The sequence below is a fragment of the Paenibacillus sp. RUD330 genome, from assembly GCF_002243345.2.
GTDB lineage: Bacteria > Bacillota > Bacilli > Paenibacillales > Paenibacillaceae > Paenibacillus_O.
This window is the reverse complement of record NZ_CP022655.2, coordinates 3,438,594-3,455,942: the sequence shown is the minus strand read 5'-3', so window position 1 is coordinate 3,455,942 and position 17,349 is coordinate 3,438,594. Positions and strand designations below refer to the sequence as shown.

At 59.4% G+C, this 17,349-nt stretch carries 17 protein-coding genes and 1 other RNA gene; 17 read left to right on the top strand and 1 reads right to left on the bottom strand.

Features of this window, described 5'->3' with window-relative positions; all coding sequences use genetic code 11:
• The first annotated feature begins 5 nt into the window (after window positions 1–5).
• The 16 genes from CIC07_RS15730 (at window position 6) to rnpB (ending at window position 14,592) form a co-directional block, all read left to right on the top strand.
• Window positions 6–371: a diacylglycerol kinase gene (locus CIC07_RS15730; protein WP_076354793.1), complete on the top strand. Its 366-nt coding sequence runs from the start codon at window positions 6–8 to the stop codon at window positions 369–371.
• A 45-nt stretch (window positions 372–416) separates the two neighbouring features.
• The gene (cdd, locus tag CIC07_RS15725; RefSeq protein WP_076354795.1) at window positions 417–860 is read left to right on the top strand and encodes a cytidine deaminase; all 444 of its coding nucleotides are present in this window, start codon (window positions 417–419) and stop codon (window positions 858–860) included.
• A 1-nt stretch (window position 861) separates the two neighbouring features.
• Window positions 862–1,803, top strand: coding sequence for a GTPase Era (gene era / locus CIC07_RS15720; protein WP_076354797.1), 942 nt, complete (start codon window positions 862–864; stop codon window positions 1,801–1,803).
• 108 nt (window positions 1,804–1,911) lie between these two features.
• The gene (locus CIC07_RS15715; protein ID WP_076354799.1) at window positions 1,912–2,079 is read left to right on the top strand and encodes a YqzL family protein; all 168 of its coding nucleotides are present in this window, start codon (window positions 1,912–1,914) and stop codon (window positions 2,077–2,079) included.
• A gap of 96 nt (window positions 2,080–2,175) precedes the next feature.
• Window positions 2,176–3,039: a DNA repair protein RecO gene (gene recO / locus CIC07_RS15710; RefSeq protein WP_076354801.1), complete on the top strand. Its 864-nt coding sequence runs from the start codon at window positions 2,176–2,178 to the stop codon at window positions 3,037–3,039.
• Between the two features lie 168 nt (window positions 3,040–3,207).
• Entirely contained in the window at window positions 3,208–3,366 is a 159-nt protein-coding gene (locus tag CIC07_RS15705) for a hypothetical protein (protein WP_157741920.1), read from the top strand.
• A gap of 404 nt (window positions 3,367–3,770) precedes the next feature.
• A complete protein-coding gene (gene glyQ / locus CIC07_RS15700) occupies window positions 3,771–4,658 on the top strand; it encodes a glycine--tRNA ligase subunit alpha (RefSeq protein ID WP_049869661.1) in 888 nt (295 codons plus the stop codon).
• On the top strand, window positions 4,651–6,738 hold the full coding sequence (gene glyS / locus CIC07_RS15695; protein ID WP_076354803.1) for a glycine--tRNA ligase subunit beta: 2,088 nt from the start codon (window positions 4,651–4,653) through the stop codon (window positions 6,736–6,738). The genes glyQ and glyS overlap by 8 nt, the downstream gene beginning before the upstream one ends.
• A 60-nt stretch (window positions 6,739–6,798) precedes the next feature.
• Window positions 6,799–7,629 (top strand): pyruvate, water dikinase regulatory protein, encoded by an 831-nt coding sequence (locus tag CIC07_RS15690; protein ID WP_083687911.1) that lies wholly within the window; start codon window positions 6,799–6,801, stop codon window positions 7,627–7,629.
• 100 nt (window positions 7,630–7,729) lie between these two features.
• Complete coding sequence (locus tag CIC07_RS15685) at window positions 7,730–8,203, top strand: YaiI/YqxD family protein (protein WP_076356878.1); 474 nt, start codon at window positions 7,730–7,732, stop codon at window positions 8,201–8,203.
• A gap of 41 nt (window positions 8,204–8,244) precedes the next feature.
• A complete protein-coding gene (gene dnaG, locus CIC07_RS15680) occupies window positions 8,245–10,092 on the top strand; it encodes a DNA primase (RefSeq protein ID WP_076354807.1) in 1,848 nt (615 codons plus the stop codon).
• Window positions 10,093–10,111: 19 nt separating this feature from the next.
• Complete coding sequence (gene rpoD / locus CIC07_RS15675) at window positions 10,112–11,239, top strand: RNA polymerase sigma factor RpoD (RefSeq protein ID WP_048744411.1); 1,128 nt, start codon at window positions 10,112–10,114, stop codon at window positions 11,237–11,239.
• A 210-nt stretch (window positions 11,240–11,449) separates the two neighbouring features.
• Window positions 11,450–12,274, top strand: coding sequence for a DUF2339 domain-containing protein (locus CIC07_RS15670; protein WP_076354809.1), 825 nt, complete (start codon window positions 11,450–11,452; stop codon window positions 12,272–12,274).
• Between the two features lie 40 nt (window positions 12,275–12,314).
• The gene (locus CIC07_RS15665) at window positions 12,315–13,061 is read left to right on the top strand and encodes a tRNA (adenine(22)-N(1))-methyltransferase (protein ID WP_234992887.1); all 747 of its coding nucleotides are present in this window, start codon (window positions 12,315–12,317) and stop codon (window positions 13,059–13,061) included.
• Window positions 13,028–14,149, top strand: a complete 1,122-nt coding sequence (locus tag CIC07_RS15660; protein ID WP_076354813.1) for a Nif3-like dinuclear metal center hexameric protein — start codon at window positions 13,028–13,030, stop codon at window positions 14,147–14,149. The genes CIC07_RS15665 and CIC07_RS15660 overlap by 34 nt, the downstream gene beginning before the upstream one ends.
• A gap of 35 nt (window positions 14,150–14,184) precedes the next feature.
• Window positions 14,185–14,592: RNase P RNA component class A (gene rnpB, locus CIC07_RS15655), an RNA gene on the top strand.
• A 120-nt stretch (window positions 14,593–14,712) separates the two neighbouring features.
• On the opposite strand, the gene CIC07_RS15650 is transcribed toward rnpB, so the two are convergent.
• A complete protein-coding gene (locus CIC07_RS15650) occupies window positions 14,713–16,632 on the bottom strand; it encodes a S8 family peptidase (protein WP_076354815.1) in 1,920 nt (639 codons plus the stop codon).
• 213 nt (window positions 16,633–16,845) lie between these two features.
• Between CIC07_RS15650 and CIC07_RS15645 the strand changes: the two genes are divergently transcribed.
• Window positions 16,846–17,346 (top strand): YpuI family protein, encoded by a 501-nt coding sequence (locus tag CIC07_RS15645; RefSeq protein ID WP_021877509.1) that lies wholly within the window; start codon window positions 16,846–16,848, stop codon window positions 17,344–17,346.
• Window positions 17,347–17,349 lie beyond the last annotated feature (3 nt).

Here is a 17,349-nt window from a genome sequence, read left to right as displayed (position 1 = left end):
AGGACATGAGACGCTTTTTTGCCAGCCTGGTGCTCGCGGGATCGGGCATCGGCCATGCGGTTCGCACCGAACGTCACATGAGAGCGCATCTCGTCCTGTTCGTGCTGGCGATGGCCATGGCTTCATGCCTTGGCCTCAAGCGGACGGAGTGGGCGCTGCTGCTATTGGCATCCGCTCTCGTGCTGGCGGCGGAGCTTGTCAATACCGCCATCGAGAGGGCGGTCGATCTGGCTTGCGGAGGCGAGCTTCATCCGCTGGCCAAGCTGGCGAAGGATACGGCATCCGGCGCGGTGCTGGTCTGCGCGGCAGCGGCAGCGGCCGCAGGCATCATCATCATGGGGCCGCCGCTGTGGCGGCTGCTCGCGACATAAGAAGAACCGGGGTTATATTCCCCAACAAGGAGACTAGGAAGCTAGATGAAGGCAGATCCGGTAATTGAGCAATTGAGTGAGCAGCTGTACGAATCGGCGCGCGAAGCGATGAGCAGGGCATATGTACCTTATTCCCATTTTCAGGTCGGAGCCGCCTTGCTCGACGAGCAGGGCCGCATCCATCTTGGCTGCAACATTGAAAATGGCGCCTACAGCCCCGGCAACTGCGCGGAGCGCACCGCATTGTTCCGCGCCGTCGCCGACGGCTGCGCGCCGAAAAGCTTCAAGGCGATTCTTGTCATCGGCGATACGCCGGGACCGATCTCGCCATGCGGCGTATGCCGCCAAGTGCTGTCGGAGCTGTGCGCTCCGGACATGCCGGTCATCATGACCAATCTGTCCGGCTCCAGAAGCGTCATGACGGTTGCCGAGCTTCTGCCCGGCGCCTTCTCCCTGGAGGAGAGCCGGAACAAGAAGGAGGACAACTAAGATGGCAGGTGGAACAGCAGGAAAAGGTCCCGATAACACGGGCAAGGGAAACAAAGGGTTCCGCTCGGGATTCGTCGCGATCGTAGGCCGCCCGAATGTCGGCAAATCGACTCTCATGAACCATATGATCGGACAAAAGATCGCGATCATGTCGGACAAGCCTCAGACGACGCGCAACAAGATCCATGGCGTGCTGACTCGCGAAGGCTCCCAGATCGTATTCCTGGACACTCCAGGCATCCATAAGCCGCAATCCAAGCTTGGCGACTATATGATCAAGGCAGCCGAGGGGGCGCTGTCCGAGGTCGAGGCGGTCCTGTTCCTGATCGACGTGTCCGAAGGAATCGGCGGCGGCGACCGTTTCATCATCGAACGGCTGAAATCGGTCAAAACGCCGGTATTCCTGATCCTGAACAAGATCGACAAGGTCGAGCCGGAGAAGCTGCTCGAAACGATCGTCCAGTACAAGGATCTGTACGATTTTGCCGAGATCGTTCCGATCTCCGCCCTTCAGGGCAGCAACGTCGACCGGCTCCTGGAGCAGCTCGAGCGCTACTTGCCGGAGGGACCGCAATATTATCCCGCCGATCAGGTTACCGACCACCCGGAGCAGTTCGTCTGCGCCGAAATGGTGCGCGAGAAGATTCTCCAGATGACGCGCGAAGAAGTGCCGCATTCCATCGCCGTCACGATCGAGGACATGAAAGTCCAGGAAAACGGCGTCGTTCAGATTGGAGCCGTCATCTTCGTCGAGCGGGATTCGCAGAAAGGCATCATCATCGGCAAGCAAGGCGCGATGCTCAAGGAAGTCGGCAAGCGCGCGCGCCGGGATATCGAGGCGCTGCTCGGCTCCAAGGTATTCCTGGAGCTGTGGGTCAAGGTCAAGAAGGACTGGCGCAACCAGGACCGCGTGCTCAAGGACCTCGGCTATCGCAGCGAATGATTTCCTGCATGGAATTGTCAGCATAGCCGACGCTCCTTTATCGCATTCTAAGGAGGACGACGCCTGCGGGGGCGTTTTCCACTTCGAGAGGCGAAAGGGTGTTGCTTCATGCGGGATTTTTCGTGGACCTATTTTACGCGGACCGGTGATGTGGAGTCATTTCTGCTTTACAAGGAAGTGGATCAGCTTCGCGAGGCATCCGGCACAGCCGGCATGGCCGCCGCGGCGGAAGCTGCCGAAGAAACGGGAGAGGCGGAGCAGGCGGCCTACTTTTGACTCCTGGCAGCATAGCAGGTCCGGAGCGAGCGCTCCGGACCTTTTGCATGCGGAGAGTCCGAGGATTCCCTCCGATGGCGAAAGGGGATGGTGTCCATGCTGTACCGAGTCGAAGGGATTGTGATCCGCAGCACGGATTACGGGGAAGGCAACAAGATCGTGACGCTGCTCACGGATACGGTCGGCAAGGTCGGAGTCATGGCGCGGGGAGCGAAGAAGGTCAGAAGCCGGCATACGTCGCTTGTTCAGCCGTTTACATATGGGGAATTCGTTTTTTTCCGCAATGCAGGACTGGGTACGCTGAACGCCGGGGAAATCATGGAATCGAACCATCGGCTTCGCGAGGATCTGGATTTGTCGGCTTATGCCGCCTATGCGGCTGAGCTGTGCGACAGGGCCTTCCAGGACGAAGAGGCGGGAGCCTATCTGTTCCATCAGCTCAAGGCCTGTTACGACGGTCTTCGGGAGGGGAAGGATCCTGCGGTCGTCATCCATCTTTTTGAAATGAAGATTCTCGAAGCGGCCGGATACGGCCCGCAGCTGTTCGAGTGCATCCATTGCGGCTCGGATCAAGGCCCTTTCCGGCTGAGCGCGGATGGAGGCGGAATTCTCTGCCGCCGCTGCCACGGCAGGGATCCGCGCGCGATTCCGCTCGAGGAAGGGACGCTGCGGCTGCTCCGGGTATTGTCGGCTCTCGACATGCGCAGGCTCGGCAATATCCAGGTTCGTCCCGAAACGAGCAAGCAGCTGAAGACGGCGCTGCGCGTTCTGATGGACACTCATCTCGATCTTCGGCTGAAATCGCGTTCCTTCCTGGATTCGCTGGAGCGGTTCGCTCCGGATCCGTCGGCGCCGGCCGTTCCGCGCCGGAGGATGCCTGCGCCCGAATCTGCCGAGGATAATCTCTCGGAGGCGGCGCCGTCCGGCCCCGAGGAAGCGGTTGACCCGGAGGACGCCTGATCGAGGATTGAGGATCGTTCCCGCGCGGCTTGCCGCAAAACGGTGATTGGCTCTTTCCCGCCCTCCATCCATGCTGCTTGAACCTTTTCCCGATAGGGTAAGCATCTTTACCCGAGGCCGTTGATGGCCGGATACGGGACCAACGACGTTCAAAGGAGAGTGGCCGGCATGGCGGACCAAATCAACGCAGGAAATCCCGATGAGCGGGACAAGCAAAACCCGGAGAACAATTCTCCGGAGCAGACACGCAAAATCGAGCAGGGGCAGAACATAGATCCTCAAGCGGAAGGCAGCAGCAAGCCTGCTCCGGCAGACAGGCAGTCCTGAACGTGTCGGGAGCATGAATTCCATCACGAGGCTGAACCCGGGAGTTGACAAACCCGTCCCTGAATAATACAATGAGTCAATATGTATAACGGACTATGATGGAGAAGGTAGTCTGCGGCAGATCCGATCAGCGAGCCGGGGGCAGTGCAAGCCCGGCCGGACGATGCAGATGACAGGCGCTCCGGAGTGCGTGTTGTTCAGGAAAGAGGGCATTCGGACGGCGGCCAGCCGGAAGAGGCCAAGTAGGGTGGAACCGCGGGAGCAGACTCTCGTCCCTACGTCTGTGCGTCAGACGTAGGCGGCGAGGGTTTTTTGCGTGCATACAGCCTCTCTCCCTTCCATCTGACGGCATCCCCGGATCCATGGATCCGGGATTCCATCCCACTTGAAGGAGAGTGCATATGATGAATTTTCAAGGCATGATTCTGACGCTGCAGCAATTCTGGGCGGAACAGAACTGCATTCTGGTCCAGCCATACGATGTGGAAAAGGGCGCCGGAACGATGAATCCGATGACATTCCTGCGCTCCATCGGCCCGGAGCCGTGGAATGTAGCCTACGTCGAGCCTTCCCGGCGTCCTGCTGACGGCCGTTACGGCGAAAATCCGAATCGGCTGTATCAGCATCATCAGTTCCAGGTCATTCTCAAGCCGTCGCCGGACAACATCCAGGAGCTTTATCTGGAGAGCCTCAAGCGTCTGGGCATCGACCCGTTGCATCATGACATCCGCTTTGTCGAGGACAACTGGGAGAATCCGTCTCTCGGCTGCGCGGGCCTTGGCTGGGAAGTATGGCTGAACGGCATGGAGATTACGCAGTTCACCTATTTCCAGCAGGTCGGCGGCATCGAGACAAGCCCTGTATCCGGCGAGATCACGTACGGGCTTGAACGTCTGGCGTCCTATATCCAGGAGAAGGAAAATGTTTTCGACCTCGAATGGGTGGAAGGAGTCTCCTATGGCGACGTTTTCCTGCAGCCTGAGTACGAGCATTCCAAATATACGTTCGAAGTCAGCGATTCGGCGATGCTGTTCCAGCTGTTCTCCATGTACGAAGGCGAAGCCCGCCGCGCCATGGAGCAGAACCTCGTATTCCCGGCTTACGATTATGTGCTGAAATGCTCCCATGCGTTCAATCTGCTGGATGCGAGAGGCGCGATCAGCGTTACGGAACGGACGGGCTATATTACGCGTGTCCGCAACCTCGCCCGCACCTGCGCGGCCACTTACCTGGAGGAGCGGGAACGCCTCGGCTTCCCTTTGCTGAAGAAAGGAGCTGAGCAGAATGGCTAAGGATCTGCTGTTCGAGATCGGACTTGAGGAAGTGCCTGCCCGCTTCGTGCGCGCGGCCGTGAACCAGCTGAAGGACCGGACGGCCAAATGGCTGGATGATTCCCGAATCGGCCATGGAGACATCCGCGCCTACGCGACTCCGCGGCGTCTCGCCGTACTTGTGGAAGGCGTGGAGGAAAAGCAGGCCGACGTGCATGAGGACGTGAAAGGGCCATCTCGCAAAATCGCCCAGGATGCCGAGGGGAACTGGAGCAAGGCTGCCGTCGGCTTCGCCCGCAGCCAGGGCGTGGAGCCCGAGGCTCTGTTCTTCAAGGAGCTTGCCGGAGTGGAGTACGTCTATGCCAGCAAAAGCAGCATCGGCACCGACACGGCTTCGGTGCTTCCGGAAGGCCTGGCCGGCATTCTGGCCGCGATGACCTTCCCCAAGAACATGCGCTGGGGCAGCTACGACCTTAAGTTCGTGCGTCCGATCAAATGGCTGGTCGCGCTGCTGGGAACCGCTGTCATCCCGCTGGAAATCGCCGGCGTCCGCAGCGGCAACGTGACCCGCGGACATCGCTTCCTCGGAGGCGAGACGGCAGTGGAGGAGCCATCCCGCTATGTCGAAGCTCTCCGCTCCCAGCACGTCATCGCCGATATCGCGGAGCGCGAGAAGCTGATCGTGGAGCAGATCGAGGCGCTTGCCGCGGAAAAGGGCTGGACGATCTCCATCAAGGACGATCTGCTGGAGGAAGTGCTGTTCCTCGTCGAAACGCCGACCGTGCTGTTCGGAACGTTCGACTCCGCCTTCCTGGAAATTCCGCAGGAGGTGCTCATCACTTCAATGAGGGAGCATCAGCGCTACTTCCCGGTGCTCGACGGCAGCGGCAAGCTGCTGCCCTACTTCGTGACGGTGCGCAACGGGGATTCCGTCTCGCTCGTGAATGTCGCCAAAGGCAACGAGAAGGTGCTGCGCGCCCGCTTGTCCGACGCGAAGTTCTTCTATGACGAAGACCAGAAGCTTCCGATCGCCGAAGCTCTCGCCAAGCTCGAGAATGTCGTCTATCACGAGGAGCTCGGCACGGTGGCGGACAAGGTCCGCCGGATCGTCAAGCTGTCCGGAAGCATCGCGAAAGCTCTGAAGGCGGATCCGCAGGCCGCCGGCGATGCCGTCCGCGCGGCCGAGATCTGCAAGTTCGACCTCGTGACGCAGATGGTGTATGAATTCCCCGAGCTGCAGGGCATCATGGGCGAAGACTACGCCCGCAAAGCCGGCGAGCGCGAAGAAGTGGCCCGGGCTGTCAACGAGCATTACCAGCCTCGCTTCTCCGGCGACCTGGCTCCGGCTTCCCTGGCGGGAGCGATCGTCAGCCTGGCGGACAAGATCGACACGATCGTCGGCTGCTTCTCGATCGGAATCATTCCGACAGGATCCCAGGATCCTTACGCCCTGCGCCGCCAGGCAGCCGGCATCGTCCAGATCGTCCTGAGCCATCGGATGGCGATCGGCCTCGGCGAGCTGTTCAGCTTCGCCCTCGATATTCATGCCGAACGGGGCTTGAAACGGAGCGGGGACGAAATACGTAAAGAGCTGTACGATTTCTTCGCCTTGCGTCTCAAGAACGTGCTTACGGAACAAGGCAACCGCTACGATGTGATCGATGCGGCGCTGGCTGCCGGCTTCGACGATCTCAATATGGCCGTCAGCCGCGCCGGAGCGCTGATCGCGCTGGCGACCGGACCGGACAAGGACGAGTTCAAGAGCGTCGTGGACGCCTTGACTCGCACCGCCAATCTTGCTGCCAAAGCGGAGGATGGCGCAGCCGTCGACGCTTCCTTGCTGGAGGCGGAAGCCGAGCGCAGCCTGTTCGAGCATGCCAATGGCGTTCACGCCCGGTTCGCCGCCTCCATGGAAGCCGGCGACGCCCATGGAGCGCTGGCCCGTCTGGCGGAGCTGCGCGGCCCGATTACGGCGTTCTTTGACAGCGTCATGGTCATGGCCGATGACGCCGCCGTCCGCCGCAACCGCCTGGCGCTCCTGTCGCAGATCGCCCGCGATGCGGCTGCCTACGCTGATTTCTCCAAGCTGGTCTGGTCCTGATATTCTCTCGGCCCGCCTTAAGGCGTACCCCTTAAGGCGGATTATATTTGGATAGGGGGTATGACCGGCATGAAACAGCCGGCTCAGATTCGCGATGTGATCGTATATGTCGTATCCGATTCCGCCGGGGATACGGGCGAGCTCGTCGTCCGTGCCGCAGCGGCCCAGTTCCATCCTATCGTGCCCCAGATCCGTCGGGCTCCGTTCGTGGCGGACGAGCCGTCGCTGGCCAAGGTGGTCGAGCTTGCCAGGGGCAACGGAGCGATCGTTCTGTATACGCTCGTCCTTCCCCATTTGCGGGAAGCGATGACCCGACTGGGAGCTACAAGCGGAGTCGAGACGATCGATCTGCTCGGACCGCTGGTCGCCAGCCTCGAGAAGAAGACTGGAATGCCGTCCAGGCAGGAGCCCGGCCTCAACCATGTGCTGGACGAGGATTACTTCCGCAAGGTCGAAGCGGTCGAATTCGCCGTCAAATATGATGACGCGAGGGATACAACCGGCGTCAAAAAAGCCGATATTGTTCTTGTGGGCGTATCGCGGACGTCGAAAACCCCGTTGTCCATGTATCTCGCCCACAAGAAATACAAAGTCGCGAACGTCCCGCTCGTGCCGGAACTGAAGCCGCCGGACGAGCTGTTCACGGTTCCCAAGGAGCGGATTGTCGGCCTTACGATCGACGTCCATTATCTCAACGTCATCCGCAAGGAGAGGCTCAAGGCGCTCGGCCTTCCTGACAGCGCCTCCTACGCGACGGCGCAGCGCATCGAGAGGGAGCTCCTCTACGCCAAGGAGATCATGGACCGGATCGGCTGTTTTGTCATCGACGTGTCTCACAGGGCGGTCGAAGAAACGGCAAGCCTCATCATGGAGCATATCCGGAGCAGCTGAAGTTCCATCATGGAGCACATCCGGAGCATCTTGAAGCCACATGATGAACCATGGCCGGGGCAGTACTGCTGCGTCGGAGGCAGGACGGGTTGACGGGAGGATCCTATTGAGCGAACCGTTTGTGATCGTTGTTGACGCCGATGCTTGTCCGGTCAAGCGGGAAATAATCGATACGGCAGCCGCCGCATCCGTGCCGGTGGTGCTTGTCTCGTCCTATGACCATCGCTTGGAGAGAGAGCCCGGCACGGAAGTGGTCCATGTGGACCGAAGCAGCCAGTCCGCCGATCTTTATATCCTGAACCGGATCCGCCGCGGAGATATCGTCATTACCGGAGACTTTGGACTTGCCGCCATCGCGCTGGCCAAGGGAGCCGAAGTGATCGGGTTTCGCGGCCAGAGCTACACGGACGGGAATATCGACTTCCTGATGGCCCGCCGGCATGAGCAAAGCGTGATCCGCCGCAGCGGCGGAAGGACCAAAGGGCCTAAAGCCATGACGTCGGAAGACCGAACTTGCTTTCAACAAAAGCTGACAAAAGTTTTGAAGCACAGGCAGGAAAACGATAGGGTCTAGCGAATAGTATTACGTGTTATTAAGACGAAGGTGATGAACGAGTGGCATATGGCAAGATACCGGACAGCGTCATCGATGAAGTGCGCCGGCATCATGAAATTGTGGACACGGTAGGGAAGTACGTTCATCTAACCAAGAACGGCAAATACATGAAGGGGCTCTGCCCGTTCCATTCCGAACGGACTCCCTCCTTCACGGTCACGCCGGAGCTGCAGATTTTTCATTGCTACGGCTGCGGCAAAGGCGGCAATGTCATCCGGTTCATTGAAGAGATCGAGGGCTACACTTTCCCTGAAGCCGTCCGCCATCTGGCGAAAGAGGCGGGGATGCCCATTACATGGGACGCGTCCGACGATAGCTCTTCGCCTCGTGACCCCGAGCTCGAGCGCCATTATGAGGCGCATGAGCTTGCCGCCAAGTTCTACCATTATCTGCTCAACAATTCCGCCCAGGGCCAGGAAGCTCGCGCTTATCTGCTCTCCAGGGGGCTGAACAGCAAGCTGATCGACGAATTCTCCATCGGTTTCGCGCCTGAAAGTTGGGACACGCTCTCCAGATTTCTGACATCGAGGGGCTACGAGCCCGAGCTGCTGGAACGAGCGGGACTGCTTTCGGCCAAGTCCGACGGCAGCGGCCACGTCGACCGTTTCCGGGGAAGGGTCATGTTTCCGATCCGCAATCGGGACGGCAAAGTATGCGGCTTCGGCGGACGAATCATGGACAACTCCCAGCCTAAATACTTGAACTCTCCCGAGACGAGGCTGTTCGGCAAAAGCAAGCTGCTGTACAATCTGCATGCTGCGCGGCCGGTCATGCGCAAAAAGCGTTCCGGCGTGCTGTTCGAGGGGTATATGGACGTCATCAAGGCATGGAGCGCCGGAGTCAAGAACGGCGTGGCCACGATGGGAACCGCTCTGACCGATGAGCAGGCGACAAGGCTTTCAAGGGATTTGGAAGAGATCATTCTCTGTTATGACGGAGACGACGCCGGCCAAGCCGCCGTCATGAAGAACATCCCGATCCTGGAGAAGGCCGGACTTCGCGTGCTCGTCGCCATGCTGCCCAAGGGCATGGATCCGGACGAATGCATCACCCGATTCGGCGCGGAGACCTTCATGCGGGAGACGATGGACAATCCCGTGTCGGTCACGAAATTTAAACTACTATATTCACGCAGGAGTCATACACTCATAGGAGAAGAGGGCCGCAAAAATTATGTCATGGAAGCCGTTGGCATTGTAGCGGAACTGGATTCCCGAACGGAGCAGGAAGTGTATCTGAAGGAATTGTCGCGAGAATTCGAAATTTCCCTTGAATCGCTGAAGCAGGATTGCCACAGGCTGTTCAGCGAACGCCAGAAATCCAGGCCGGACAGGGATAAGAACGACAATTCGTGGAATAATGGTAGGAATGAAACGAGGCGTGCGCCTGCTGCGCCTGCTCTGCTGCCCGCTTACCAACGCGCGGAACGCAGGCTCCTCGGCGTGATGATACGGGATGCTGAAGTCGCACGGAGCATTTACGACCGGCTCGGAGATGCATTCAACGTGGAGGATCACGCGGCGCTTGCTGCTTATTTATACGCCTATTACGCGCAAGGGCATGAGCCGGATGCAAGCCGGTTCATCGCTTCGCTGCAGGACGACCGCCTGGAGAGGGCGGCGGCTTCCATTCTGATGCACGAGGATTCATCTCCCTTTGACGAGCATCTGCTTTCGGCCTACATTCATGAGATTCTGAAGGTGCCGCAGCTGAGGGAAATCGAGCTCAGGAGAGAAGAAGCCCTGCGGGCGGAACGGAGCGGCGACGTGCTGAAGGCGGCCAAGATCCAAAGTGAGATTATCGCCCTAGAAAGACAGCTAATGAAACGGCAGGATGAACATTTCTAGGGAGGAGGGAGTCGGGAATATGGCGAATGACCAACATACTGAGCTGGACAACGAACAAAAAATGGAGCTGGTGAAAGATCAGCTCATCGAACAGGGCAAAAAGCGCTCTTCCCTGTCCTATAAAGAAATCATCGACAAGCTTGCTCCGTTCGACCAGGAGCCGGAGCAGATCGATGAATTTTTCGAGCAGCTGGACGATCTCGGCATCGAAGTGACCAACGAGACCGAGGACGGCCCGACCCCTATGGGCAGCGAAGACCAGGAACGCGAAAGCGACGATTTCAACTTCGACGACGATCTTTCGCTGCCTCCGGGCATCAAGATCAACGATCCTGTACGCATGTACCTCAAGGAGATCGGACGCGTCCCGCTGCTGCTGGCCGATGACGAGATCGAGCTGGCCAAGCGTATCGAGAAAGGCGATGAAGAAGCGAAGCGCCGTCTTGCGGAAGCCAACCTTCGTCTCGTCGTCAGCATCGCGAAGCGTTATGTCGGCCGCGGCATGCTGTTCCTGGATCTTATCCAGGAGGGCAACATGGGCCTCATCAAGGCTGTCGAGAAATTCGATCACCAAAAAGGCTTCAAGTTCAGCACGTACGCGACATGGTGGATTCGTCAGGCGATCACCCGCGCCATCGCAGACCAAGCCCGAACCATCCGTATTCCTGTCCACATGGTGGAGACGATCAACAAGCTGATCCGCGTCTCGCGCCAGCTGCTGCAGGAATTGGGGCGCGAACCTACGCCGGAGGAAATTGCCGCCGAGATGGATCTCAGCACGGACAAGGTCCGCGAGATCATGAAGATTGCTCAGGAGCCTGTATCGCTGGAAACGCCGATCGGGGAAGAGGACGACTCGCATCTGGGGGATTTCATCGAGGATCAGGAAGCTCTCGCGCCGGCCGATGCCGCTGCCTACGAGCTGCTGAAGGAGCAGCTTGAGGATGTGCTGGATACGCTGACGGAGCGGGAGGAGAATGTCCTCCGCCTGCGTTTCGGCCTCGATGACGGCAGGACAAGGACGCTCGAGGAAGTGGGCAAGGTATTCGGCGTCACTCGCGAGAGGATCCGCCAGATCGAAGCCAAGGCGCTCCGCAAGCTTCGCCATCCTAGCCGCAGCAAGCGGCTCAAGGATTTTCTGGAATAGGCCTTCAAGGAATGACCTTCTGCCGCCGGCAGGGGGTCTTTTTTTTGGTCATGGAGTCCGTTCAGGCGGGCAAAATCTGTGGGACCATGGTCATCGGGGACCGAAGTCCCTTCAACATGAGAGCCTTGTTGTCGATGACTACGGTATACCGTTCCGGCTGCGGCATACCTGCCTTGCCGGCCTGAGCCTTTGCGTGAAAAGGAGCCGAATATGGAAGCTGACCGACGCCGCATCATCGTGCAGGAAATCCAGCAATGGAGAAAAGGGAAGCTGCTTCCCGATCATTACTGCGACTTTCTGCTCAACCTGTATGTCACCGAGAAGGAAGCTCAACCCGATTTTTTGAATGAACCGGCCGCGGGCCGTGCCGGAAGATTTTCGGTCTGGAAATGGATATCTATTTTTGTTATCTTTTCCTTTTTCTGTTTGATTGTTCTTCATTTTAGCTCTTTTCATCCGGCATTGCAAATAGCTCTCTGCCTGTTGACGACGGGGGGCATGCTTACGGCGGGGACGATCCTGAGACCGCGCAACGAAACGGTCGGGCTGAGCTGGATCGGTCTCGCCATGCTGTTATTGGCCGGCTCGTCGCTGTATCTTCTGCATCTGCACGAGCTGGATGCGTGGGGGTGGAAAGCTCTCGTTCTCGGACTTTGCGCTGCGTTCTGGATCGCCTACGGCATTGCCGCGCGCATCCCGCTGCTGCATTTCAGCGGCTGGGCTTGCCTTGCCATCGTCTACTCCCTGCTGCTCCGAAACCATTCGCATCCTTATTCGCTGCTTCAAGCCCAGCTGTACTGGCTGCCGCTGGCCGGCCTGTTCTCCTGGTCGGGATGGTTCGCTCAGCGGTGGAGCAAGCGCGATTGCGCGGTGCTGCTCGGCTTCTCGGCGCTGCTTGTCCTTATGCCGGAAATCGCCTTCTTTGCGAATTCGGGCTCGGAAGTTTGGCTCCAGGCGCTGTTTGTTGGTAAACTGGTCATAGGCGGAGGGGTTCTTTTCCTTCTGCGAAAATATTGGATAGCGTGGGTTGCCTGATATGTTGATTTCCAAACGACTTTCCGCCATAGCGGGGTTTGTGTCCGAAGGATCGCGAATCGCGGATATCGGATCGGATCATGCGCTGCTGCCCGTCTATCTCGTGCAGAGCGGCATCAGTCCGTCCGGCATTGCCGGAGAGCTTAACGAAGGACCGCTGGAAGCGGCTCGCCGAGGAATCGCAGCCGCCGGCTTGACGTCGTCGATTCAGGCCCGCCGGGGCAACGGCCTGGAGGTGCTCCAGCCCGGAGAAGCCGACACGGTCACGGTTGCCGGCATGGGCGGAGGCCTGATCCGGACGATTCTGGACGAGGGGGCCGCAGCGGGCAAGCTGGAGGGTGTCCGCGAGCTTGTGCTTCAGCCGAATGTAGGCGAGGAGCTTGTCCGGCATTGGCTGCGGGAGCAGGGCTGGTATTTGCAGGAAGAGATGATAGTGGAGGAAGACGGCAAGTTCTATGAAGTTCTCCATGCGGTCCGGAGCCCACAGCATGCGGAGCTGAATGAGCGGCTGTACGGTTCGGGCACGACGATCGAGGGACTGTCGGTTGAAGAAGAGGCGGAATTGCGGCTGAAAATGGGCCCTTGGCTTCTTCGCGGCAGAAACGAGACTGAAGCCTTCGCCCTCAAATGGCGCTCCGAGCTGAAGAAATTGGAACGGATCGTCGGAGAACTGCAAAAATCCGGAACGGATGAAGCGGCAGCCCGTGCCGAAGGCTTCAGGCGCGAGAGCCGGCTGATCGAGGAGGTGCTGTCATGTTCGCAAGCGGACAATTCGTCACAGGATTGATGGAGCAGCTGGCTCCCAAGAGATACGCGGTGGAGAACGATCGGATCGGCCTGCAGCTCGGCACGCTGCAGAAGGAGATCCGGAAAGTGCTTGTCGCGCTGGACGTCACGGAAGCGGTGGTGGAGGAGGCGATCGCCATGGGGGCCGATCTGATCATCGCCCATCATGCCATCATTTTCAGGCCGCTGGCCAAGATCGACACCTCGTCGCCGGCAGGCTCGCTCTATGAGCGTCTGATCAAGCATGATATCGCCGTGTTCATTTCCCATACGAATCTCGATACGGCCGACGGCGGCATGAACGACTGGATGGCTGATGCGGTCGGCATCGAGCCGGAAGGAAGGGTCAGCCTGGAGAAGGTGCATGAGGACAAGCTGTTCAAGCTATCGGTGTACGTCCCGGCTTCCCATCACGAGGCTGTGCGCGGAGCGCTGTGGGAAGCGGGCGCGGGCTCGATTGGCGCGTACGACCAGTGCAGCTTCAGCATGGAGGGAAGGGGCACGTTCCGTCCGGGGCCGGGCACGGATCCGTTCATCGGCTCCTCAGGACGCCTTGAAACGGTCGACGAGATCAGGCTGGAGACCATCGTGCCGGAAAGCCTGCTGAAGCGCTCGGTCAAAGCAATGCAAACCGCTCATCCGTACGAAGAGGTCGCCTTCGACATCACGCTGCTCCAGCAGGAGGGCGTTGTCCGCGGGCTTGGCCGTTCCGGCAAGCTGGAAGAGCCCGTCACGCTTGCAGGCATGGCCGAACGGGTCAAAGCCGCCTTCGACGTTCCGTTTGTGCGGGTCATCGGCGATTTCTCCGCGACGATCCGCAAGGCGGCCGTGCTGGGCGGCTCCGGGGCCAAATACTGGCGGGCCGCGCAGTTCGCCGGCGCGCAGGTGCTCATTACCGGAGATGTCGACTACCACTCGGCCCATGATGCGCTGGCGGCGGGCATGTTGCTGATCGATCCGGGCCATAACGCCGAAAAGATCATGAAGGCCAAAACAGCCGACTGGCTGCGCGAGCGGCTGGCCGGATCCAAGTACAGCACGGAAGTGGCGGCCTCAGCCATAAATACCGAGCCTTTCCGGCTTGCTTGATGAGGCTGCAGCAGGTATACTAGCTAAGGGTTTGGAAAGTCTGACAGACAATCGCTGGCGGCTTGTGCCGCGAGAGGAAAGTCCGGGCTCCGCAGGGCAGGATGCTGGATAACGTCCAGTCGGCGCGAGCCGAAGGATAGTGCCACAGAAATGGACCGCCGATGGCCCGCCGCTTGCGGCGCGGATCAGGCAAGGGTGGAACCGTGGTGTAAGAGACCACGAGCGGCGTTGGCGACAACGCGGCTGGTAAACCCCATCCGGAGCAAGACCTAAGAGAACGCGGCAGCTTCGTGCTGCAACCCTTGCCCGGGGAGCGTTCGGGTTGGTCGCTTGAGCCTGCCAGCAATGGCAGGCCTAGATAGATGATTGTCGCTTGCAGTGGGAGGGTCGTTCCCGTCTGGACCACGAAGAGCACAGAACCCGGCTTACGGCAGGCTTTCCGCAACGAATTCCCATTCCATCAACTACTAATCCAGCGCATACAAGGCCTCTCCCCGGCGAATCGCCGGATGAAGGCAAGCACCAAAGAAGGAGCTCCCTTGCGGGAGCTCCTTCTTGCATTTCTATTTGGCGCCGTTTTTGAACTTGTCCGTAATTCGCTGCAGCCGGCCTTTCACCTGTTCGGGGAATGCCTGCAGCGGCTGGGACGTCCGGCCCGCTTCCCGCAGCGCCTTGTCGATGTCGATCTGGCCGTAGCCGAAATAAGGGTCCTTGCCTTTGGCGCCGAGATCAATCGCCGTGCGGCGCATGATATCCATCACCTGGACGTTGGTCAGGTTGGGATTGCGCGAGCGGATCAGGGCGGCCAGAGCGGCCACATGAGGGCTCGCCATCGATGTTCCCGACAAGGCGGCGTACTGGCTGCCGGGGTAGGTGCTCGCGATGCTGTCGCCCGGAGCTGCGGCATCGATGTAGTCGCCGAAATTGGAGAAAGACGACTTCTGGCCCTTGGAGTCGGTCGAGGCGACTGCGAACACTTCCGGGTAGGCGGCCGGATAGCCTGGCCGGTCCGTATTGTCGTTGCCGCTGGCCGCGATGAGGACGACGTCCCGGTCGTAGGCATATTTGATCGCGTCATGCAGGAACTCGGCGGATGCATAGTTGCCGAGGCTCATATTGATGACCTTGGCGCCATGGTCCGTCGCCCAGATGAGTCCTTGGGCGACGGAGTACGTGGAGCCCGCCCCGCTGCTGTCCAGCACCTTGACCGGCATAATCTTGTTGTACCACGTCAGTCCGGCTACGCCTTCCCCGTTGTTGACGGTGGCGGCGATGATGCCGGTGACATGGGTGCCGTGGCCGACATCGTCGTCGGGCTTCGATCCGCTGGTCACGATGTTGGTTCCCGGCTCCAGCTTGCCGGTGAGGTCGGGGTGGTCGGCTTGGACGCCGGTATCCAGCACGGCGACCTTCACGGCATCGCTGCCTTTGGACAGGTTCCAGCCGAGCTCGGCTTCAATGGACGGGAGATTCCACTGATAATCGGAGTACAGCCTGTCGTTGGGAATGATCGGCTGGGCCGCCGTCTCGTCGACCAAGGCCCTCGCGCCGCGGCCGGCTTGATTTTCGAGGGGACGGTCGTTGGTTATATACAGGTAATGGGGCTCCACATAGACGGGATTCCATTTCTTGCGGAAATAGCCCATCATCTTCATGGCGTCCATGCTGCGGGATCGGAAAATGTACGTGCTGTTCATCTGGTTTTCGGACACGGCGCCGATATCCCGCCGGATGCGCGCCAGCTCACTGGGTCCTGGATTGCCGCGGAACCGGACGACGACCTCCTGCACATGATAATGGCTGGACGCGCCATTGTCCTCCCCCGTGCGGACGGTCATTTCACGGCCGGATCCCGCATGGACCGATTCAACCCTGTAATGGCCTTCGGCCGGATACGGCACGAGCCGCAGATTGCGCATCTGATGCCTCTGCACCTGGCCGACGATATCCTGCCGGATGATTCCGAGCACTCCTTCTCCGCCGCCGTATGCCGGAATGCCAAGCACCATGTAGCGCCGGCCATCCGCTTCGACGACAGGGGACTGGTACCGGCTGCCGGCTTCGACTCCTCTTTTGGCCGCTTGGATCGGAGCCTTCAGCCGGGCTTCGGCGGCCTTGGGCATGCTGCCCGCGGAGATGGAAGCCTTGCCTTTCCGCATCCATTCCAGCCGCAGCATCTGCGGATGCATGGCGATCAGCTTTTTCATGCCGCGCTCTTTATCGGCGGACGGACGTTCCGCAAGCGAGAACAGCTTGCCGATGTCCTTGGAGCACTGGGAGGCGCACAGCTGCGAGGTGGCGTCCATATCGTGCTTGACGTCTGCTTCCTTGAGGAGATGTTCTTCCCGGGCCGAAAGGACCCGCGTCTTGGCCTGCTGCTGCTCATGATGCTTGCCGCCGGGAGATACGAACAACGGGCTGACCGGAATCAGAATAGTAAGGAAAGCGAGCGCCGCGAAGGCGCCGATCCATTTTTTTCGCATAGCTTCAGAAAACCTCCCGAAAGCATTAAGTCACTGGTCGAGCGTGCTCCTTTAGAGTTGGGAAGGAAGCCCGGAATTATGCGCCTCGGCACCGGCTGCGGATGCAGGACGATGCAGGAACATGTCCCAAATACCTACAAATCGCCGCTGTTCTGTGATAGGATAAACGTGACCATCAAAGTCTTGCTGGATCGATGAAAGGGGAACATCACAATGCCATCTGCCAACGTCAAAGCGTTAAGCGAATCCACGCGCGGCAAGCTCAAAGAAGCCGTATCCTTGCTGGAGCCATTCCTGAACCAGCATGCACTCCCGCAGCTGGAGGCGCCGGATGCAGGCGGCGAGGAGCAGACCTTCTACAAAGGGCTGCTGTCGGATCTGCGCCATCTTCTGGTCTATTCGGAAGTGGCTTACGAGAAGCTGGGCGTCACACTGCGCCGCCCGACCTTTGACAATGACTATGCGGAGAGATTGCTGTATGAGGTTTACCACCATAGCGTGAACGCGTTCTTCTATCCGAAGAACGAAGGGTACTCCGAGGATGGAAGATATGCCTATACGGGACAGGATGCGATCCGCTTCCGCCACAAGCCCGTGCGCGCGGCGCGCGACATCGTGCTCGGCGTATCCAAGATTTACGAAGAGCTTCGCGACGACCTTGCCTATTACGAAAATGACTACATGACCCAGCGCAGGATGCAAGGTCAGAAATAGGAA